Source organism: Bifidobacterium xylocopae (genome assembly GCF_003315615.1).
GTDB classification, from domain to species: Bacteria; Actinomycetota; Actinomycetes; order Actinomycetales; family Bifidobacteriaceae; genus Bombiscardovia; species Bombiscardovia xylocopae.
Map to the genome: position 1 here is coordinate 22,882 of NZ_PDCH01000004.1, position 21,968 is coordinate 44,849.

17 protein-coding genes are annotated in these 21,968 nt (G+C 62.2%); 7 read left to right on the top strand and 10 right to left on the bottom strand.

Features of this window, described 5'->3' with window-relative positions:
* Window position 1: 1 nt before the first annotated feature.
* From CRD59_RS03080 to CRD59_RS03115, 8 genes are all read right to left on the bottom strand, one after another.
* A complete protein-coding gene (locus CRD59_RS03080) occupies window positions 2–589 on the bottom strand; it encodes an ATP-dependent Clp protease proteolytic subunit (RefSeq protein WP_201736539.1) in 588 nt (195 codons plus the stop codon).
* A 205-nt stretch (window positions 590–794) separates the two neighbouring features.
* Window positions 795–2,195 (bottom strand): trigger factor, encoded by a 1,401-nt coding sequence (tig, locus tag CRD59_RS03085; RefSeq protein ID WP_113853139.1) that lies wholly within the window; start codon window positions 2,193–2,195, stop codon window positions 795–797.
* Window positions 2,196–2,265: 70 nt separating this feature from the next.
* Entirely contained in the window at window positions 2,266–3,555 is a 1,290-nt protein-coding gene (locus tag CRD59_RS03090) for an HRDC domain-containing protein (RefSeq protein WP_113853140.1), read from the bottom strand.
* 107 nt (window positions 3,556–3,662) lie between these two features.
* Entirely contained in the window at window positions 3,663–4,544 is an 882-nt protein-coding gene (gene pflA, locus CRD59_RS03095; RefSeq protein ID WP_113853141.1) for a pyruvate formate-lyase-activating protein, read from the bottom strand.
* Window positions 4,545–4,703: 159 nt separating this feature from the next.
* Complete coding sequence (pflB, locus tag CRD59_RS03100) at window positions 4,704–7,082, bottom strand: formate C-acetyltransferase (protein ID WP_113853142.1); 2,379 nt, start codon at window positions 7,080–7,082, stop codon at window positions 4,704–4,706.
* Between the two features lie 161 nt (window positions 7,083–7,243).
* A complete protein-coding gene (locus CRD59_RS03105) occupies window positions 7,244–7,450 on the bottom strand; it encodes a hypothetical protein (RefSeq protein WP_113853195.1) in 207 nt (68 codons plus the stop codon).
* A gap of 90 nt (window positions 7,451–7,540) precedes the next feature.
* On the bottom strand, window positions 7,541–9,232 hold the full coding sequence (locus CRD59_RS03110; protein ID WP_113853143.1) for an NAD+ synthase: 1,692 nt from the start codon (window positions 9,230–9,232) through the stop codon (window positions 7,541–7,543).
* 207 nt (window positions 9,233–9,439) lie between these two features.
* Complete coding sequence (locus tag CRD59_RS03115; protein WP_113853144.1) at window positions 9,440–11,134, bottom strand: MFS transporter; 1,695 nt, start codon at window positions 11,132–11,134, stop codon at window positions 9,440–9,442.
* Window positions 11,135–11,340: 206 nt separating this feature from the next.
* Between CRD59_RS03115 and CRD59_RS03120 the strand changes: the two genes are divergently transcribed.
* From CRD59_RS03120 to CRD59_RS03145, 6 genes are all read left to right on the top strand, one after another.
* Window positions 11,341–12,111 carry a TetR/AcrR family transcriptional regulator gene (locus CRD59_RS03120; protein ID WP_113853145.1) on the top strand — a complete coding sequence of 257 codons (771 nt, stop codon included), beginning with the start codon at window positions 11,341–11,343 and terminating at the stop codon, window positions 12,109–12,111.
* A gap of 69 nt (window positions 12,112–12,180) precedes the next feature.
* Window positions 12,181–12,552 carry a YccF domain-containing protein gene (locus CRD59_RS03125; protein WP_113853146.1) on the top strand — a complete coding sequence of 124 codons (372 nt, stop codon included), beginning with the start codon at window positions 12,181–12,183 and terminating at the stop codon, window positions 12,550–12,552.
* 65 nt (window positions 12,553–12,617) lie between these two features.
* A complete protein-coding gene (locus CRD59_RS03130) occupies window positions 12,618–13,157 on the top strand; it encodes a peptidylprolyl isomerase (RefSeq protein WP_113853147.1) in 540 nt (179 codons plus the stop codon).
* A gap of 9 nt (window positions 13,158–13,166) precedes the next feature.
* Window positions 13,167–13,628 (top strand): very short patch repair endonuclease, encoded by a 462-nt coding sequence (locus CRD59_RS03135; protein ID WP_113853148.1) that lies wholly within the window; start codon window positions 13,167–13,169, stop codon window positions 13,626–13,628.
* A gap of 25 nt (window positions 13,629–13,653) precedes the next feature.
* A complete protein-coding gene (locus tag CRD59_RS03140) occupies window positions 13,654–14,700 on the top strand; it encodes a Gfo/Idh/MocA family protein (RefSeq protein ID WP_113853149.1) in 1,047 nt (348 codons plus the stop codon).
* A gap of 217 nt (window positions 14,701–14,917) precedes the next feature.
* Window positions 14,918–15,358, top strand: coding sequence for a MarR family winged helix-turn-helix transcriptional regulator (locus tag CRD59_RS03145; RefSeq protein ID WP_113853150.1), 441 nt, complete (start codon window positions 14,918–14,920; stop codon window positions 15,356–15,358).
* Between the two features lie 131 nt (window positions 15,359–15,489).
* On the opposite strand, the gene CRD59_RS03150 is transcribed toward CRD59_RS03145, so the two are convergent.
* Window positions 15,490–16,899 carry a replication-associated recombination protein A gene (locus CRD59_RS03150; RefSeq protein ID WP_113853151.1) on the bottom strand — a complete coding sequence of 470 codons (1,410 nt, stop codon included), beginning with the start codon at window positions 16,897–16,899 and terminating at the stop codon, window positions 15,490–15,492.
* An 84-nt stretch (window positions 16,900–16,983) separates the two neighbouring features.
* Window positions 16,984–19,599 (bottom strand): DEAD/DEAH box helicase, encoded by a 2,616-nt coding sequence (locus CRD59_RS03155; RefSeq protein ID WP_113853152.1) that lies wholly within the window; start codon window positions 19,597–19,599, stop codon window positions 16,984–16,986.
* Between the two features lie 278 nt (window positions 19,600–19,877).
* Here CRD59_RS03155 and CRD59_RS03160 point away from each other — a divergent pair, with 278 nt between their 5' ends.
* The gene (locus CRD59_RS03160; RefSeq protein ID WP_161522267.1) at window positions 19,878–21,896 is read left to right on the top strand and encodes a glycoside hydrolase family 20 zincin-like fold domain-containing protein; all 2,019 of its coding nucleotides are present in this window, start codon (window positions 19,878–19,880) and stop codon (window positions 21,894–21,896) included.
* Window positions 21,897–21,968 lie beyond the last annotated feature (72 nt).

Here is a 21,968-nt window from a genome sequence, read left to right on the forward strand (position 1 = left end):
TTCACTCCCCCTTGTCGGCGCGCATCGTGCCGTGCGTGGTCACGATCCTGTCGACGAAGCCATACTCCAACGCCTCCTGGGCGTTGAACCAGTGGTCGTATTCGTTGTCCCGGTAGATCTCCTCGAGCGTGTGCCCGGTCTGGTCCGCCGTCAGTTGCGAAAGGGTCCGCTTCATGTCCATGATCAGTTCGGCGTTGATACGCACGTCGGTGGCCGTGCCGCCCACACCGCCCGAAGGCTGGTGCATAAGCACCCGGGCATGGGAGGTGATAAAGCGCTTGCCTTTGGTCCCGGATGTCAGCAGGAACTGGCCCATCGATGCGGCCATACCCACCGCCACGGTCGCCACGTCGGGCTCGATCAGCTGCATGGTGTCATAGATGGCCATGCCGGCGGTGATGGAACCGCCAGGCGAGTTGATATAGAGCCAGATGTCCTTCTTCGGGTCCTCGGCGGCCAGCATCAGCATCTGGGCGCAGATCACGTTCGCGTTCGCGTCCTTGACCTCATCCCCCAGCCAGATGATGCGGTCCTTGAGCAGGCGGTTGAAGATCGGATCTGTCGGCGAAGGCGCCTCCCCCTCCTCCATGACCGGCAGTGTTGCGAGTGTATTGCTCACCGTGTCTCCTTTGATATGCATTCCATGTCTTCGAGATTACCGCCCCGCTGCGACGCATACCATCCGTTGCGCTCCGTGCGCAAAAAGCCGCGCCCTACGCCCAATCGGATCTCCACCCGGTTCGAGCGCAGGACGCGGCATCGGCGAATGCGCCCTACTGCGGCGCCCGCTTCTACTACTTGGCTTCGGCCTCGTCATCCTCGGCATCGGTCTGGTTGATGTGGTCAGCCACGGCCGCAGCGGCAGATGCGGCCTGCACGCTTTCTTCCTCGTCCTCTTCAGCCACCGACTCCTCCTCGCCCAGGAAGCGGGACAGGTCGAGCTCCTTGCCGTCGGAGTCCTTGAATGTCACAGCGCGCATGCCGGCGAGCATGCCCTTGGAACGTCCCACCTCCTGCACGGCGGAGGACAGCTGACCGTTCTGCACGATGGCGTTGATGAAGGCGGAAGGGTCCATACCGTACTGCTGGGCGATGGAGGCCAGGAAGTTGGTCACATCCACCTGGGTGACGGAGACCTGCATCTTCTCGGCCAGGGCATCAAGCACCATCTGGTCGCGCAGCTCCTTCTCCACTTTCTTTTCGGCCTCGGCCTTCTCCTCCTTCGAGGCGGACTTCCCATCCTTGCCGGCGTTCTTGAGCTGGTCGGCGACCATGGACTCCTTGACGCCCTTGGGGACGGGAATCTCCAAACCATCCTCCAGCTTGGCGATGAAGGCATCGCGGGCATCGGTCGCCTGGCGGCCTTCGGCGTCCTGCTCGCTCTGCTTGCGCACGTCGGCCTTAAGCTCATCCAGGGTCTCGAACTCGGAGGCCTCCTTGGCGAACTCATCATCCAGCTCAGGCAGTTCCTCCGCCTTGACCGAATTCACCTTGACCTTGACCTGGGCCTTCTCACCCTGGTGGTCCCCCGCCTCCAGGGTCCCCTCGAAGGTCGTCTCCTCACCGGCCGACAGGCCGTCAAGGGCCTCATCCAGTCCATCGAGCATGGTATTCGAACCCAGCTCGTAGGAGACACCCTGCTGGGAATCCACCGAATCGCCGTCGATGACTGCTTCCAGGTCGATTGACGCGAAGTCGCCCTGCTTGGCCGGCCGGTCAACGGAGACCAGGGTGCCGAAGCGCTGACGCAGCGCGTCAAGACGCTTGGAGACATCCTCATCGGTGACTTCTGGCTTGGCGACCTCGATCTGCATCCCCTCCAGGTCGGGAAGCTCGAACTTGGGGCGAACCTCCACCTCGGCGGTGAACTTGAGCTTGGTGTCGTCCTTGGCGGACTCGGGCAGCTCTTTCACGTCGATCTGGGGCTGCGCCATCGCATGCAGCTCCTTCTCGGCCAAAGCCTTGGAATAAAGCTCCGGAACACCCTGGTTGACGGCTTCACCTGCGACGGTCGCGAAACCGATACGCTGGTCGATGATCGGGCCAGGCACATGCCCCTTGCGGAAGCCAGGCACATTCACCTGCTTGCCGATCTCCTTGCGGGCCTCGTCCAAATAGGGCTTGAACTCGTCCCCATCGACGGTAATGGTGAGCCTGACCTTGGTGGGCTCAAGATTCCTCACGCTGATTTTCACGCTGCGCTCCAATTCATCACAACCGTTTGGTCTGCCGGTAACTGCCAGTTTTCTGCCAATTCAGCAACCTTTACATGATAGCTCGACTTACGGACTCGCCCACCAGTGCAACCTGCCAGGGACGGGCCCCCTCCAGGGACAGGAACTCTGACACATCCCTGCGCTCCGGCTCATCGGTCCAGCACAAGTCTCGCAAATACTGCGGCTTGAGGATGATATCCGAGGGGGTGCGGGTGTCCTGCGCGATCATCGCCACCGCCTTACGTGCCGCACTCAGGCATTGGTAACGGGCGGGATGGCGCTTCCAGACCTTCATCGATCGCGGCCCCTTCCCCTCCTCGCCCTCTTGCCGGGGCTTGGGTGGCCTTGGTAGCTGGTCCTCCCCCTCCTGCAAGGCCTCAAGAATCGTCCTGCTCCACACACTGGGCTTGACCGAACGCTGGATGGGGGCATACCGCTCGAACATCTTGTCCTGCTCCCCCCCGGTGTGCATGCGCACCCGTTCGTTCAGGGATCGGATGGAACGGAATTGCCGGCCGTTGCGTGGCTTGACCATAGCCGCCTCGATGATGGCCGCATCCGACAGGAGGAGGGAAGGTGAGATGTCAAGCTCCCGGGCCAGCTGGTCCCGCCTCGTCCACAGGGCGCGTGCTATGGCCAGCCCCCTGCGGTCCTTGCGCAGGACGTTGATCCGGGAAATGTGCCGCCAGGGCTGTTCGCCATGCTTCTTGCGCTTGGACCCGTCGACCAGGAGCCAGTCGAACTCCTGCCTGGCCCACTCGTCCTTGCCCTGCTCCTTGAGGTCCTTGGCCATGGCCTCCTCGAGCTCGATCAGAAGTTCGACATCCAGCGCTGCATAGTTCCGCCAGTCCCTGGGTAAGGGACGGTAGGACCAGTCCGCGGCGGAATGCTCCTTGGCCAGAGACAGTCCCAGATAGTGTTCGGTGACTGCGGCCAGGCCTACATGCTGCAAACCCAGCATGCGCGCTGCGAGCTCGGTGTCGAACAGGCCCCGTGGCGTCATGCCCAATTCCACGAAACCAGGCAGGTCCTGCCGGCTGTCATGAATGATCCACGGAGCCTGCCCCACGGCATCATCGAAATCCCGCCAGGATCCGCCTGCCTTGGCCAGTGCCACGGGATCGACCAGCGCTATGCCGGCCCCCTGCCGCTTGAACTGGACCAGATAGTCCTCCTGGCCGTAACGGAAGCCTGACGCGCGTTCAGCGTCGGCTGCGAGCGGCCCGTCCGCCTGGGCATATGCCCGGCACATGCGCTTGTAGTTTTCCAAGTCGTCGATGACATCCGGAACCCCTCCGCGGGGCTCGGGCAATAGCTTGGGTTCGCGCTCTGCTGCCAACTTGGGTTCGTGCCTCTCTCCTGTGGGCCTTGGTGTACGCCCAACAAGCTTAGCGCGAAGCCTGAAGTGAGGTGCTTTTACGGGCCTGTGGGTTGGGGGGGGGGGGGTCAGTAGACCACGAAGCCGTGCGCCTCCAGTTGGGCCTTGGCCCGGTCCTGCAAGGCATGCGAAGGTCCCTTCTTATCCTCCAAAGGATATGGGATGCGCAACTCATGCCACTTGGGTCTGCCCAGCTGGTGGAAGGGCAGGATATCGATATGTTCGATCGCGCCTTTGAACTGCTCGCAGACCTTGGCCACGTTTTCGACGTTCTCCTCGGAATCCGTCAGACCCGGGACCAGGACGAAGCGGACCCAGATCTTGGCTCCGGCCGCCTCCAGACGTTTGCCGAACTCGATGGTTGGGGCCAGGGTGCCTCCGGTGACCTCCTTATAGGTCTTCTCATCACCCGATTTGACGTCGAGCAGGCATAGGTCGATGTCCTTGATCATCTCGTCGGTGTAATTGCGGTTCAGAAAACCGGACGTGTCAAGGCAGGTATGGACGCCCATCTCCTTGGCGGCGCGGAAGACACGGGAAACGAACGCCGCCTGCATCATTGACTCGCCGCCGGAAAAGGTGATGCCGCCGCCAGTGGCCTTGAAAAGGTCCTCATAACGGGCCACCTTGTCGATCATCGCCTGCAGGTATACAGGCTGGCCGTCGCGCATCTTCCATGTATCCGGATTCTGGCAGTATTGGCAGCGAAGGGGGCATCCGGACATGAAGACCGTCATCCGGGTGCCGGGCCCATCCACGGAGGTGTTGATGTCCCAGGAGTGGACGAAACCTATGTCACCGGTGCGCAAGGCGTTGATCCTGTCCCTACGGTCAAGTCCGACCGGTGATTCAAAACCCGAAAGGCCTCCCATCAGCGTCTGGGTCTGATAGACTTTCGACTCTTTGAGCATGTGCGGCCTTGTCGTACGAAACTGCGTGCCTTGAGCCATCGGGGGCCTCCTGCTTCTTTACATCCGGCTACCACCGGGATAACTATACAAGATTGGTGACACCTATAAAAGAGGGGTGGGGCTCAAGGCCCCACCCCTGACTGCTTATTGAGCCACAGGCCCAACGCGACGCCGGTTCAACCGGCGCACGACCGGATGTCAGTCGGTCACAGCACCCTGATGGAAGGTGCGCGAGATGACATCCAGCTGCTGCTCACGGGTCAGCTTCACGAAGTTGACCGCATAGCCGGAGACGCGCACTGTCAGATGCGGGTACTTCTCAGGATGCTCAACGGCGTCCTCGAGCTGCTCCTTACGCAGGACATTGATGTTCGCGTGGTACAGACCGTGTCCGTTGCCGGAATCCAGAATGCCGACGAGGTTCTTGATCCGCTCATCCTCGTCGCGGCCCAGACCGTCCGGGGTGATCGTGTTGGTCAGCGAGATGCCGTCCAGCGCGTCGTCATAGTCGATCTTGCCGACCGAGAACATGGAGGGCAGCATACCATGCGAATCCATGCCGTTCTCGGGGTTGGCGCCCGGGGCGTACGGAGTGCCCTTCTTGTGTCCGGAGGGGAAGGACCCGGTGTTCTTGCCATACTCCACATTGGAAGTGATGGTCAGGATGGACTGGGTCGGGACGGCACCGCGGTAGACGGGGAGACGCTTGATCTGGCCCATGACCGTGGAGACCGCCCAGGTGGCCAGGTCGTCGGCGCGATCGTCGTCGTTGCCGTACACCGGGAACTCCCCGACGGTCTTGTAGTTGACGATCAGGTCGTCGTCAGCGCCCTCGACATACTCCGGGGTGCCCTTGGCATCCTTGTTGTAGATCGGGTACACCTTGGCGTACTTGATGGCCGACAGGGAGTCGGCAGCGATTGACAGGCCGGACATGCCACAACCGAGGGTGCGGTAGACCTCCTTGTCGTGCAGGGCCATCTCGATGGACTCATATGCATACTTATCGTGCATGTAGTGGATGATGTTCAGGGCCTCGACATAGGTCTCTGACAACCATTCAAGGGCCTTCTCATAGTTGGCCTTGACCTTCTCGAAGTTGAGAGTGCCGTCAGCCTCGGGCTGGATCGGGTCGATGATGCCCTTGTCGATGACCTGCATGCCGGTCATCTCGTCACGCCCGCCGTTGATCGCGTACAGGAGGGCCTTGGCCGAGTTGACACGGGCACCGAAGAACTGCATCTGCTTGCCGACGCGCATGGGAGACACGCAGCAGGCGATGGCCGCGTCATCGCCCCAGTGGGCACGGATATCCTTGTCGGACTCGTACTGGATGGCCGAGGTGTCGATGGATATGCGGGCGCAGAAGCGCTTGTAGCCTTCGGGCAGCTTCGGATCCCAGAAGATCGTGATGTTCGGCTCGGGACCGGGGCCCAGGTGATCCAGGGTCAGGGTGGCGAGCAGACGGAAGGAGGTCTTGGTGACCATCGGACGGCCGTCGTCGCCGAAGCCAGCGTCTGACCAGGTGGCCCAGTATGGATCACCGGAGAAGATCTGGTCGTAATCGAGCGTACGCAGGAAGCGAACGATGCGCAGCTTCATCACGATGTTGTCGATGATCTCCTGAGCATCGGACTCATCAATCAGGCCTGCGGCCAGGTCGCGCTCGAAGTAGACATCGAAGAAAGCGGACAGGCGGCCAATCGACATGGCGGCGCCGTCCTGGCTCTTGACGGAGGCCAGATAGCCCATGTAGGTCCACTGCACGGCTTCCTTGGCGGTCTGGGCCGGACGGGACAGATCCAAACCGTACTCCTGGCCCAGCTTCAGCAGCTGCTTGAGGGCCTTGATCTGCTCGGAGTGCTCCTCGCGGAAGCGAATCCAATGCTCAATCTCGTCCTCGGTGAAGTCATTGCGGTAAGGAATGGAGTCCTTGTCCGCCTTCTTGCGGGCGATCAACTCGTTCACACCGTACAGGGCGACACGGCGGTAGTCACCGATGATGCGGCCACGGCCGTATGCGTCGGGCAGGCCTGTGAGAATCTTGTTGTGGCGCGCGACCTTGATGCGGCGGGTGTAGACGTCGAACACGCCGTCGTTGTGGGTCTTGCGGTAACGGGTGAAGATCTTCTTGACCTCAGGATCGGGCTCCTTCCCCGCTTCCTTGATGGCCTGCTCGACCATGCGCCAGCCGCCGTTCGGCATCATGGCACGCTTGGTCGGCACGTCGGTCTGCAGGCCGACGATCACGTCGTCCTGGGTCTCACCGGCGGGCTTGCCGTCGATATAGCCAGCGGGGAACGCGTCGATGCCGGCCGGTGTATGGGTGTCCACATCGTAGACGCGCTGCTTGCGCTCCACAGCGAGATAGTTCTCGTCCAGGAACTTCCACAGGGCCTTCGTCTTCTCCGTGGCGGGCTTCAGGAAGGACTCATCACCGGTGTAAGGCGTGTAGTTCTTCTGAATGAAGTCGCGAACGTCGATGTTCTTCTTCCAGTCTTCGCCTTTGAAACCTGCCCAGGCCTTTGCCTGGAGCTCCTCGGGAGAGACGGCCGTCTTTGTATCAACTGCTGTCATTGCAACTCCTTGTTGACGTACCAGCGCGCATCTTCACGCTGCTGCCTTCAATCACCATTATAAGATGACGCCCTGCGTAAGGTCGTCGCCACAGACGTGAGCTTAGTCACACTAAGGCATTTGGCACATCGGCGGTGTTGACAATCTCCTTCGGTCCACCTTCAATCCCTGTGGCCCTCATCCCATCCCGCTTTCCAGCGGCGCTCGTCCTCATCCCATTGCTCATTACGCTTTTTGGCTATTTTCCAAGCCTCCTGAGCCTGTTCACGGCTAGCGTACGGCCCCATACGCTGCTCTAGGGGTGAGACCTTGCCCAGTTCGGCTTCACCGGTTTCGGTATTGAAATACCACTTCTCCTCTTCGTTCATCTTCCCCACTTTTATGCTCCTTTTACGCTCCCGGTCATATTTCCTACGGCGGTCACAACCCGCGGCACTACAGGTCATGCGGTGCTGACCCTACTCGCGGAAGGCGTTGGTCACCGGCAGCCTCCGGTCACGGCCGAAAGCCAGGGCCGTCACCTTGGGCCCCAAGGGGTATTGTCGACGTTTCCACTCAGCCCGGTCCACCAGCCGCATGACCGTATCCACGGTTTCGCGGTCGAACCCGTCCGACATAAGGTCGGCGCGTCCGTGCGCCTTCTCAATATAAGCCTCCAACACCTGGTCCAGTACGGCGTAATCAGGCAATGAGTCCGAATCCTTCTGCCCCTCCCGAAGCTCTGCAGATGGGGCCTTGGTGATGGAAGACACCGGGATGGGCTCGCTCTCACCGGCAGCCTGCGCCTGGGCGTTGCGCCAACGGGCCAACTTCCATACGCGCGTCTTAAGGAGGTCCTTGATCGGCGCGTATCCACCGACAGCATCACCATAGATGGTGGAGTACCCGCATGCAAGTTCGGACTTGTTTCCGGTGGCCAGGGCCAGCAGACCGAGACGGTTGGAGTAAGCCATCACGATCACGCCACGAATGCGTGCCTGCAGGTTCTCGGCCGCGACCCCCTCCAACGCCAGCTGCCCCTGGAAGGCGGCGAAAAGGCCTTCTATGGGCTGCACTTCATAGTGGGCACCCAGGTTTCGAGCCAATTCAGCAGCGTCGTCCTTTGAACCATCCGAGGAGTACATGCTTGGCATGGAAATGCCCCACACATTGCCGCCTCCACAGGCATCGGCTGCCATGGTGGCAACCAGCGCCGAGTCGATTCCGCCCGAAAGCCCCAGGCAGACCCCCCTGAAACCGTTCTTGCGCATATAGTCCCTAAGCCCAAGCACACAGGCCCTATATACCTCTTCATCGGCTTCCAGGTCGGAGGCCAGATGCGAACCCGGCCGAGGCTCCTCCCCCGCCGCCGGTAGCGTCCAATAGCCTAGCTCCTCCTTGAACTGCGGCAAATGCTGCAGTAGCCGCCCATCCGCCCCCATCACGAAGGAGCCGCCGTCGAATATGAGGTCGTCCTGACCGCCCACCTGGTTCACGTATACCACGGGCGCACCGACCTCCCGGGCCCGACGGGCGGCCAACCCCCGGCGCACATGCCCCTTGCCCTCTTCGTAGGGAGAGCCGTTGATGGTCAGCAGGAGGTCCACCTTCCGACTGGCGAGCGCCTCCACCGGTCCACCGTCCTGCCAGATGTCCTCACAAATCGCCAGGCCTATCCGCTGACCGTCAATCGTAAGCACCACCGACCGATCACCTGCCGAGAAGATGCGGAATTCATCGAAGACCCCGTAGTTGGGAAGGAAATGTTTGTCGTAGGCCCCCCAGACCGCGCCTGCATGAAGCACGACCATGCGGTTGCGGGGCAACCCGTTTTCCCGGTCCGTGCCGACGGTGCCGACCACTACGTACAGCCCACCCAGTGCTTCCTGGCTCAGCCGGCCAGCAAGTTCGTTGGCTTTGTCCCATGCGGCCCGACGGAAGGTGGCGCGCAGGGCGAGATCCTCGATCGGATACCCGGTCAGGGTCATTTCGGGGAACACCACCAGCAGCGCCCCGCCCTTGGCCGCCATCCGGCTGAAGTCCATCACCTTGTCGGCATTCCCGTCCAGGTCGCCCACACAGGTGTCAATCTGCGCCAGTGCGATCTTCAGGGGCCGCCGTTCACGCTGAACCCCATACTCCACCTGTTCGAATCCATCAGCTTGTGTCATACCCCCAACCCTACCCGTCAGCCTTCCGGCATTGACTCCCCAAGGGTTTCCTTATCCACCACAAACGACAGGCAAGACCGAAGCCCACGGACCGCTGAGGTCCTCAACTGGTGGGTTGTCCCTCGAGGCATCGCCATTGCGCTACTGTCCCCCGCTGCCGGAAGGCGGCCACTCGCCCGAAGCATGCCACCGCTTTGCGCAATCCCCCTACTTGGCGGAGTCGAACCTTGCGGCTTCGGCGGCGCGGCGAACAGCCACGGATGCCAGGAGGCCGGCCAGGAGGAGAACACAAGCGAAGGCCAGGGCCAATTGGCCGCCCTGGACGAAACCAGAGGTCAGGGCATCGACTACCTGGGGGCCCAGGGGGCCGAGCTTACCGTGGGCACCCTGTGCTCGCATGCCGGAGATCATGTTGCCGGCTGAAGACTTCACGCCAGCCACCAAACCGTCAGACAAGCCCCGTGGCAGACCGGGGATGGCGGAAAGCTTGCCAGGAGTGGTGTAACCGACCGCCACCGAGAGGGCTGTGCCGGCCACTGCCGCGCCGAGGGCTGTGCCCACTTGGCGAATGGTGGACTGGGTGGCCGAGCCTTCGCCCGACTGTGCCACAGGCACGCCGGAGAGGACCAGGCTGGTGAGCTGTGCTGATGCGAAACCGAGACCGAGTCCGTAGATCACAAGGGCGGCCATGAGCAGCCAGATGGGCTTGTTCGGCCCCATGAGGGCTATTGCGGCGACGACACCCACCATTTCCAGGACCAGGCCCAGCTGGACGGTTCCCCCGGGGCCGAGCTTGGCGGAGACGATGCGGGCCAGCCCGCCGGAGACGATGGATCCCAAGGCCAGGACCGCGATGATGGCCCCGGCCTGCATGGTGTCAAGCGAGCGGGCGTTTATCAGATAGAGGGGCAGTATGAAGATGACGACGAACTCGCCGGCGTTGATAATGGCGGCTGTGAAGTTGCCCCAGCCGAAAGTACGTATCCTGAACAGGGTCACATCAAGCATGACCAGACGCCCCGACTGCTTGCGCTTGATTTCCACGAGCGCAAAACAGCCTAGGAGCAACAGGCCAAGGAGCAGACACACAGGGACAAGTGATACAGGCGCGGACGCGGACCATGTGAACGGGCCTGCCTTGAAATCCTTGGATGCGTGCCACCAGCCGTATGTCTCGCCCTCGATCAGCGCGAAGACAACCAGCGCGGAGCCGAAGGCCGACAGGAATATGCCACCTGTGTCGGAGAGCAGCCCCAGTCCGGAGCCTTTACCTGCCTGACTCTTGGTTTCAGGCACGAAGGGGATGGAGGCCAGCAGGACGACGGCGCCCAGGGGCAGGTTGACCAGGAAGATCCAACGCCAGCCTATGGTCTGTGTAAACAGCCCCCCCAGGAGCGGACCGATGGCTGCGGCCGAGGACATGACGGCACCCCAGACGCCGAAGGCCGCGGCCCGGTACCTGCCACGGAAATTGGCGGACACGGACGAGAGGGTGGAAGGCATGACCAGCGCCCCACCGACACCCTGCACCACCCGTGCGCACAGCAGCAGGGCACCCGACTGTGAGGCGGCCGCGAGAAGTGAGCCGAGCATGAAGACGACGGTCCCGACCTGGAGGAGCTTCTTGCGCCCGTACATGTCCCCTAGACGACCGGATGGAAGGAGCAGGGCGGCCAGGATGATGGAATACAGGGCGGTGATCCACTGGGCGTCGGTCAAGTTAATCCCGATGGCATCGATGATGGCCGGAATCGAGACATTGACGATGGATCCGTCCAGGACGATCATGGCCAGGCCCAAGGCGAGCACCCACAGGGCCTTCCACGGCGGCTTGGGGCCCGACGTGGCGTCCGTCGACGGTTCTACCGACGTCTCCGTCCGTTCCGTCTGTTGCAGCCTCATGATGCGCACACCTTTCGTTGCTGTCGTTCCACCCGCTCACCTCGAGCGGCTCAGGACACCCCAGGAACTTTCGCGACAATGCGTCGCGAACTGAGTAGATCATACGCCCGCGTCCCTTCAATAGGCAAATCAACGGCGGCCATACCGGGGTCATCCTAGACTTGAACACGAAAGGATCGGAGCAGGACCCAGGGAAGGGGGCTGCAATGCCCAAGATCGAGGAAGCCACTCTGAGTGAGCACCGCCAACGTCTCCTGGCCCACATCCTGGACGCCGCCGAAGCCATTCTCAAGACAGGCGGGCGGCAGGCACTGACCATGGGTGCGGTCAGCAAACGCGCCGGTATCGCCCGCAACTCGCTCTACCGTTATGCGGCGAACGCGGACCGTCTGGCGGACATGGTGATGGAGCGACGTCTGCCATCCTGGGAGGGTGCGCTGAACAGCGCCCTGGATGGCCTGGTCGATCCCAGGGCCATCATCCTCGCCTGGTCCCGGACCAATATGAACCAGGCCCGTGAGCATGGGCACGGCTGGCTGATGGACCTGTTCGCCGATTCCGGTGATACGCATATGCGCAAACGGTTTTTATACGGTCGCGGCCCGGAGGCCGGAGCGGCCCCAGACCAATCCACCGGCAGCACTTATTCCAGCGCCGAACCCGGAGGCGCCGGAATAGCCAAACTCCACTTCTACCATATGGTCAACGACCCTCTGATCCAGGCTTGGCAGCGGCTGCTGCCCGGGCGGGTGCAGACCGGTGTGGAGCTTACACGCGGCCTCGTGCAGTCGGGTATGCGACTCATCGACGCCCAGGAGGCCTCGGTATCCGCGAAAGCCCCGGACACAAGAGAACGCGACCAGACCATCGAGGAAATCGCGCAGGACGTGCAGGCCTGTGTTCAGGCCGTCGTGCTTGCCCTGACCGAACCCAGGTCCGGCAATATAACGCAAGCCGGGTATGGCCAGGTGGAATAAGCTGCACGCATCCACGGTTGTGCAACAGGCAACAGAGGATAGGAACAACTAATTGAACGGGGCATCTGCATGCGCGTGATCGGCAACATCATCTGGTGGATTCTGGGCGGCCTCCTGCTCGCGGCGGCATGGGCCTTGATCGCAGTCCTGCTTTGCCTGACGGTCATCGGGATACCCTTGGGCATGCAGGCCTTCAAGCTGGCCGGCCTGACACTGGCGCCCTTCGGTAAGACCGTGGCCTACGGAGGCGGTCTTGGCTCCACATTCGCCAACATTATCTGGATACTTCTGGTCGGCTGGTGGATGGCCGTGGGCTATCTGGCGGCAGGCTTGGCGAACATGGTTACGATTATCGGCATTCCCTTCGGCATCCAGTCCATCAAGATGGCCCAGCTGGCCCTGATGCCCTTCGGTTCCCGGGTGGTCAGGCGCCTGCGCTGACCGCCGCTGCCGCCCAGGGCGCCAAAGCCTTGACCAGGGTCTGGCGGAGGTGGGAGAATGGGCGCATGACTACAGTTATCATGCACACATCCGCAGGCGACATCCGCCTTGACCTGTTCGACGACAAGGCCCCGCAGACCGTCCGGAACTTCCTGGACCTGGCCTCCGGCTCGAAGGAATGGAAGGACCCGATCACCGCCGAAAGCCGCAAGGACCCCTTCTACGACGGACTGACCTTCCACCGGATCATCAAGGATTTCATGATCCAAGGAGGCTGCCCGTTGGGCGACGGGACCGGTGGACCCGGGTACGAGTTCGACGACGAGATTGACCCCACTTTGGCATTCGACCAGCCCTATAGGCTGGCCATGGCGAACGCGGGTCTGCGCCGCGACCCGCGGACGGGCAGCACGCATGGCACGAACGGCTCCCAGTTCTTCATCACCACGGTACCCACCCCCTGGCTGGACGGCCATCACACGATCTTCGGACAGGTGTCCGATGATGCCTCCAAGAAGGTCGTGGACGCCTTGGGCGCGACACCCACCGACGGCTCCGACCAGCCTCTGGATCCAGTCATGATCGAGACCGTCGAGATTCTCTAGGCGAGGCACATGGCCAAGGGCGTCCAGAGGGAGAGCCGCTTCGAGAGGGGCACACGTTCCTACACCATGTCCCGGATACGGGGCAAGGACACCTCTATCGAAAGGATAGTGCGCTCCTACCTGTTCGCCCGTGGCTTACGCTTTCGCAAGAACGACAAGCGCTATCCGGGCCACCCGGACCTGGTACTGCCCAAGTGGCGGACGATGGTGTTCGTCAATGGGTGCTTCTGGCATATGCATGAAGACTGCGGGACTTTCTCCATGCCCAAATCGAATCTTGAATTCTGGTCCGCAAAGCTCATGCGCAACCGTGAGCGCGACCAACGTCAGCGCGCCGTGCTGACCGGCCAGGGTTGGAGGGTGCTCACCATATGGGAGTGCGAGCTCAAGCCGGACCGACGGCAGGCCAGCCTGGAAGCGCTGTACGAAACAATCACAGCCGACGGCGGACAGCCGCCGCAGCGTGCATGAGAGCATACGCGGAAAGGAAGATACGATGAGCAGGTTGAACGGCATGGGCGACGAGGCCCACAAGCGCGGACTGAAAGTCAAAGTGGCCATCCTGGGTGCCGGAAGGATCGCACGGCATATGGCGGAAACCCTGGCACGGATGGCCTCCGACGACCGGTACAGGGACCTGGTGGAACCCTGGGCGGTGGCCTCCCGCTCCCAAGGACGTGCCGAAGACTTCGCAAGGAGGCATGGCATTCCCCATGCCTATGGTTCCTACAGGGAGCTTCTGGTAGACCCTGAAGTGGATTTGGTCTATATCGCCACACCCCACTCCCTGCACGCCGAGCAAGCCCAGGCCTGCCTGCAGGCTGGTAAGAACATCCTGGTGGAGAAGTCCTTCACCGCGAATGCCGCCCAGGCCCGTCCAGTGCTGGAACAGGCACAAGCCCTGGACCTGCTGTGTGCCGAGGCCATCTGGACCCGGTACATGCCCTCCCGGGTCATGGTTGACGACATCATCGCCTCGGGAGCCATCGGACAGGTCAAGGCGGCGGCCGCCAACCTGTGCTACCCCACGACCGGCAAACCGCGCATGACGGACCCGGCCCTGGCCGGTGGCGCCCTGCTGGACGTTGGCGTCTACCCCCTGAACTTCCTGGACATGGTCTTCGGCCCGAAACCCTTGGAGCGTGTGGAATCCACAGCCGTCATGTACCACACCGGCGTGGACGAGCACAATGCGACCACCCTGGTCTACACGGACGGCGCAATGGGCCTTGCCTCCTCCTCCATGACCGTCTCCTCCGACCGCTCGGGCACGGTATGGGGCACCGAAGGCTACATGGTCTGCCGTAACATCAACAACATCGAGGCCATTGACGTATATGACAGTGACCACCGACTGAGCGGCCACCACGAAGTACCCTCCCAACTGACCGGCTACGAGTACGAAGTCGCTGCGGCCGCCCAAGCGATTCTGTCCGGCGCCAGAGAATGCGCCGAAATGCCTCACCAGGACACGCTGCGAATCATGGAGCTGATGGACAGGATCCGCCGAATCTGGAATCTGCGCTTCCCCTTCGAGGACTGACCTGCCGACCGAACAACAGGCGCAGGTATGCGCTAACACAGCCCTGGCCCATGCCGGACCAGACCCATCCGGCCAGGTCATAGGCTATTATGGCTGACTACGTCATTCAAACTGACTCGCATCCGCTGGGGAAACGGCGCTGTACGGTTCTGGGGATACCGGACACACCGATTGCGGAGTTGACGAGTACAACGTGTTGGGGAAGGACGCCATATCCATGGCACAGCATCAGCAGTACCACTTGCTCAGCGGTTACATCGCCAGTATCTACCGCCAGTCGAAATCCGAATTCAAGAGAAGGATCGCCATCCCGACATGCTCGGGCACCCAAAGCGACCTGCTCGTATTCCTCTACGATCATCCTGGCCTATGCCAGCGCCAGATAGCCGAATTCATGGGCGTGGACCCGTCCCTGCTGGCGCGGGACATCAAAGCCCTGGTCGGGCAGGGGTTGGTCGATTGCAGGCCGAACCCGGCCGACAGACGGGCGAAGATAGTCGCCCTGACCGGCCAGGGTGCCAAACTGGCCAAGGACCGAATCAGGGACATCAATGCCTGGTGGGCGGATTTCTTCCAGCACGAGCCCGGCCTGGATCCAAAGTCGCTCTACCAGGGGTTGGTATCAGTCAGCCGTCATCTGCAGACCGAGGCTTCCTGAGCCGGGCGCCCGGTGTTGCCTGGTGTACCCACATTCACTGGCTCAGGGACGGCGCAAGTATTCCACTGGCGTGCGCTTGCTGACAGGCGTCTGAATCCGATGACAACAGTGCGGTCCCGGCTCCCCGGATTCTAGTCATCGTCATCGTCCGAATGGGATGGGGCCCTCCGCTTGTCTTCCGAATCCAGGATGGCGCGAATCCGTTCCAGCCTGGGACCGACCTCACGTTCATATCCGCGGTCCTTGGGATGGTAGTAGATGCGCCCCGCCAGCTCATCCGGCATGTACTGCTGTGGGGCCACTCCCCCGGGCCAGTCGTGGGCATAACGGTACCCTTCGTGGTTGCCCCATTGCTTCATGAGTTTGGTGGGCGCGTTGCGAAGATGGAGGGGGACCTGGCCGATTCGTCCGGCATCCACATCCGCCAAGGCGTCGTTGATGGCCATGTAGGACGCGTTCGACTTGGGTGCTGTCGCCACAGCTATGACCGCTTCGGACAGGATGATCCGGGCCTCCGGCATACCCACCATCGCAACGGCCTGGGCTGCGGCCACCGTGGTCTGCAGAATCTGCGGTGCCGCCATACCTACTTCCTCGGCTGCGGCAATCATGATGCGACGGGCGATGAAACGCGGATCCTCACCCGCGCGCAGCATTCGAGCCAGATAATGCACGGCCGCATCCGGGTCCGAACCCCGCATGGATTTAATGAAGGCGGATGCCACGTCGTAATGGTCGTCCCCCTGCTTGTCGTACCGCACCGCTGCCGCATCCATGACCGATTCCACCACCTGTTCGGTGATGACCGGCTTACGGGCACCCTTCCTGCGGGGCTTGTCGCCGGTCATTGCTCCAGCGGCCGCTTCCAGTATCGTCAAGGCCTTGCGGGCATCTCCACCAGCCAGTGAGACCATGCGCTCCCGGGCCGCATCGTCTGCTTTTACCTCACCCTTAAGCCCACGCGCATCTGATAGCGCGCGATCAATGAGTGCCCGTATGTCATCGGGTTCCAAAGCCTCCAGCTTGACCACCACCGAGCGGGAAAGCAGGGGGGCGATGACAGAGAACGACGGGTTTTCAGTGGTTGCGGCCACCAGAGTCACATCCCGGTTCTCCACAGCCGGCAGCAAGGCGTCCTGCTGGGACTTTGAAAAACGATGGACCTCATCCACGAACAGGACGGTCTCCTGACCCGTGGAGACCAGCCGTTCCCTGGCCTGCGCCAGCAGGGCACGAAGCTCCTTGACCCCGGAAGTGACCGCAGAAAGCTCCTGGAAGTCCCTGCCGGACTGCCGGGCCACGATGTAGGCCAAGGTCGTCTTTCCCACCCCAGGGGGGCCGAAGAGGATGACGGAAGCCGGCGCCGTCAGTCGCTGCCGGGCCGAAGCGCCCGGCCTGGCCAACCGTTCGAGGGGGGTGCCGGGAGCAACGGCCTTGGTCTGTCCGACCACCTCCTCCAGATTCACAGGTCGCATACGCACCGCCAGCGGCAGGGTGTGCTCATCAGGCGCATCCGCTGCGGCGAACAGGTCATCCGCCATCCGCTACCACCTCCATAGATTCCCAGGACCCAACTGTAATCGGCGCAGCTCCGCACAACCACCCGGACCGTGAGGATCCCCTGCTCACAGCGTGAGCAGGTCCTCGATCGGACCGACCCGGTAGTCGGTGAAAACGACCTGTCCGCCCTGCTGGCTGGCATCCAGATCGACCACCCCGGCCATGCCCCAGTCGTGATCCCCCTCAACATCATCAAAGATCTGCCTGACCAGCCACACATGCTCAGTGCGCTCCTTGGACTCATCAAGCGTGAAGAAGTCGGACGAACGCGCCTCTTCATCCGTGGATATCGCCTCATGGACCTCATAGAGGTCATCCAGGGTGTCCTGCCATACGCGCAGACCATACCCCCATTCAGCGTCCAGGGCAGCCAGCTCCTGCGGCCTGTCGAAGGCGACCAGCTCGACCCGATGAAACATGGCGTTGCGCACCAGCAGACGCATGGCGCGCCGGTCCCGGACCACCTGGTCATTGGCCCTGGGAGGTGCGGCATCCAAATCCTTCGATGGACGTTGTCCATCGCTTCCTGCCGACTCCCACTCGTCCACCAGCGATGAGTCGACCGAGCGAACCACCAATCCCAACCAGGCGATCACGTCGTCCAACCGCTCATCAAGCTTGTCGTCCGGTACAGTGCGCGACAGGGCCCGATAGGCATCGGACAGGTAGCGCAGAAGCGTCCCCTCGGAACGCGAGATACCGTAACGGGAAGTGTAGGAATTGAAGTCCGAGGCTGTTTCAAGCATGTCTCGCAGGACGGATTTTGGTTTCAGTTCGTAGTCATTGGCCCAAGGCACATCTAGCCTGTACCGATCGAAGGCCTGCCCCAGCAGCTCCTCCAGGGGCTTTGGATAGGTGACCTCCTGGAGCTTGTCCATACGCTCCTCGTACTCCATGCCCTCAGCCTTCATCTCCTGTATCGCCGCATCCCGGGCTTGCCGCTGCTGGGCTTTCAGAACCTGCCTGGGATCTTCCAAGGTTGCTTCGACCATGGAAATCAGATCCATGTCATAGCTGGGCGAATCCGGGTCAAGCAGTTCCAGGGCGGCCAGCAGGAAGGGCGAGAGCGGCTGATCCAAGGCGAAATCGTCCGGCAGGTCCACGGTTGTGTCATAGTCGGGAGAACCTCCAGGACCGTCCAGGATCTCAATTACCCCGGTGTCCTCAAGGGTCCGGAAGATCTCTGCGGCACGGGCATGCAGTCCCTCCTTCTCATTCTCGCTCAGCAGGGATTCGTCGATCAGGGCATCCACGCGTGCGCGTGCATCCCCACCTTGGGCGACTTCGTTCAGGACCATGGAGTGGGTGATCTTCAGCCGGGCCTTCAAGGTTTCGGGCCGTGAATCCACCAAGTGGTCGAAGGTGGTCCGGCCCCAGGTGACGAAACCGTCGGGAGCCTTCTTCCGCTTGACCTTCTTCAGTTTCCTGGGGTCATCGCCCGCCTTGGCCAGGGCCCGCGCATTCTCTATCTCGTATTCGGGCGCCTCGGCCACCACCAGCCCCTGCGAATCGAAACCCATGCGCCCGGCACGCCCTGCGATCTGGTGGAACTCGCGCGAGCGCAGCCGGCGCATCCTGACTCCGTCATACTTGGTCAGGGCGGTCAGCACCACTGTGTGAATAGGTACATTGATGCCAACACCGAGGGTGTCGGTACCGCAGATGACCGGCAACAGCCCGGCCTGCGCCAGCTGCTCCACCATCCGCCGGTATCGCGGCAGCATGCCTGCATGGTGGATGCCGACCCCCGTACGCAGGAGCCGGGAAAGGATCCGGCCAAAGCCTGTCGTGAATCTGGCACCGGCCAGCGCCTCCTTGATCCTCTCGCGATCCTCCTTGCTGGACACACCGGAGCTGGAGAGGGCCTGGGCTGTCTGGAGGGCCGCATCCTGGGAGAAATGGACGACATAGATCGGCGTGTCGCCCTGCCCTATGAGCCCTTCGACCGTGGAGGCAAGCGGCGTATCAACGTACCGGTAGGTCAGAGGCACAGGCCTGGGTGCATCGTCTATGACGTCCACCTGGGCTCCGGTGCGTTCCCGGAGCGAGTCGGCAATGGCCGTCACATCGCCCAGAGTGGCGGACATAAGCAGAAACTGGGTGTCGAGCAGGGTAAGCAGGGGCACCTGCCAGGCCCAGCCACGCTCGGGATCGCCATAGAAATGGAATTCATCCATGGCCACACATCCGATATCGGCACCCTCGCCCTCACGCAAGGCCTGGTTGGCCAGGATTTCCGCCGTGCAACAGATGACGGGTGCGTCGGCGTTGATACGGCTGTCGCCAGTGATCATGCCGACGTTCTCGCGACCCAAGTCGTGGACCAGGTCGAAGAACTTCTCCGAGACAAGTGCCTTGATGGGGGCGGTGTAATAGGAGCGGCGGCCGGTGCATAGGGCGATGAAGTGCATGGCCAATGCCACCATGGACTTGCCAGATCCGGTGGGCGTGCTCAGAATCACGTGGTCCCCGGAGAGCAGATCCATTACCGCCTCCTCCTGATGGGGCCAGGGCTCGATTCCCCGGGCCTCGACCCAGCCGAAGAAACGCTCATACATATCGTCGTCGCTGAGCGTCCGCTCCTCCCCCAGTCCCGGCCCCAGGGCTCCCAAAGCCCCATAGCCTTTTGGATCGGTCGGGTCGATGGACAGTGACACAGGATGCGGTTCGCTTAAGGACATACCCTTCACTCTAGCGGTGGCCCGGGGCAGGCTCCCGGGCCATCAGGCCGTATCTTGAGACGGCGGACCAACGAGCCGCTCCGCCCTGCTTCATCCACACGGCCCCCCCTACGTTCGCCTTCATCCTGGGCCAGGAAGCCACGACCCTGGGCAGCGTCAGCGTCTGCGTCAGACTTCGGGCATGCCGCGACGTCCGCCGCCGGCACACGACAACAACATATGATATAGCGTACAGCCGCCGTGGCTTGATGCCACGGCGAAACACAGGAGGGTGCGTCATGAAGGAACGACTGGAGTCGGTGGGCCGCATACAGCAGGATTTGGCATTGATTCCCCGTCCCCGGAGCATGCGCCTGACCGGCGGCGGCCTTCTTTTGCCCAACCACGGGCGGGTCAGCTACCAGGGTCCAGACGACGCGGCATCCAACCGGGCGGGCGCCTTCCTGGCCAGCCAACTTACCAAGGACATCCAGACCGTCTGCGGGGCGTTCTGGGATAGGGCACAGGGCTCCCACTGGCCAGCGGATATACGGCTCTCCCTGTCGGAGGAGATGGACGGCCAGTCCTACAGGCTGGAGATCCATCATGACCGCGACGATGAAAACGCCTGCCCGCCGCTGGTCAGCGTGGTCGGCGGGGACTTGGACGGTCTGCGCTATGGCGTCCAGACCCTGCGTCAGATAATCTTCCAGTGCGGTGCGCTTCTGCCCTGCCTGCACATCGAGGACAGCCCGGCCTTCCCGGTACGCTCCTACAGCCTGGATGTGACGCGCGGCCGAGTTCCCACCATGGACTGGCTCAAAGCCTGGGCCGAGAAGCTGGCCTACTACAAATACAACCAGATACAGCTGTATGTGGAGCACTCCTTCGCCTTCGACGAATTGAGCGAATCCTGGAGGGGCACCTCCCCTCTACGCCCCCAGGACATCATCGACTTCGACCGGCACTGCCGGGAGCTGGGCATCGAGCTGGTGCCCTCCCTGTCCACCTTCGGCCACCATTACGTGAACCTGCGCACCAGGACCCTGCGTCGCCTGGGAGAGTTCCCTGAGGACGCCGACCGCCCCTACTCCTTCATCGAGCGCCAGGAACACCACACCCTCAACGTCGCCGAGCCCGACTCCTATGCATTCTCCACCGCCATCATCGACGACTATGCCCAGCTTTTCTCCAGCCACAGGTTCAACATCGGCGGTGACGAGACCTTCGACCTGGGCCGTGGACGGTCCAAACCCCTGGCCGACAGGATGGGTGCCGCAACGATCTACGCCGACTACCTGGTGCGTCTGTGCGACCACCTGGCTGAGCAGGGGCGCGAGCCCATGTTCTGGGGCGACATCGCGATCGCCCTGCCTGGCGTGATGGACCGGCTTCCCAAGGACAACCCCTTGCTCAACTGGCTTTACAATCCACATGTGGATGGCAGCAAGGTAAAGATGGTGGCGGACATGGGACTGCCCCAGTATGTCTGCTCGGCCGTCCATGCCTGGAACAACCTGCTGCCGGCGATAGGCGACGCATGGTCCAACATCTCCCGCCTGGCCGCTTACGGCTTGGAATACAGGGCCGTCGGCCACATGGTGACCGATTGGGGGGATTACGGACATATCAACGATCCGGTCATGAGCCTACCGGGCATGGCCTATGGCGCCCAGTGCTCCTGGAATCCCCTTGATGCGGACCGGGGCAACTGCGACCATGCCATCGCCCTGCTGGAATACGGAGACGCCAGTGGGGGCGTCATCCCCGCCCTTGACAAGGCTTCCTGCAGCCAGGCGTTCTCGTGGAGCGACCTGGTGACCTACCTGGAACTCGACGACGGCGTCGGCCGCGTCAACCAGGATGTCTCACGTGTGGTGGCCTTGACTCACAAGGGGCAAGGGTGGGACACGGACGTACACGATCTGCGTGCCGCCCGCCACGAATATCTGGGTCTGTTGGCAAACAGACTGAGCGACCAGCGGGCCCTCCAGGAACGACTGGACGAAGCCGCACGACAGCTGGCCGTTTCACTGTCCGGCACCCAGCCCCAAGCCGCACGGGCCGGCGGCGCACAATTGCTCGCCATCGAGGGACAGGGGCTCTTCAACCTGCTGGGTTGGCGATTGGCGCGGAGGGAGGGCCTGGTCAGGCACGATGCCGAACTGGAGAAAATCGGGGAAGAGGCATTGGCGGCCCGCATCGAGGATTGGTTCGAGGCCTACCAGGAACGCTGGCGGCGGGTCAGCCGAGAGTCCGAGCTCACAAGGGTCGCGGCTGTGGTCTGGGCCTATGCTGACCTCCTTCGCCGCGGCTGAAATTCGGCAACTTCCGATCAAACACAGTGGGCCGGGCAGGAGGGTTCCCCACCCTCCTTGCCCGGCCCATGT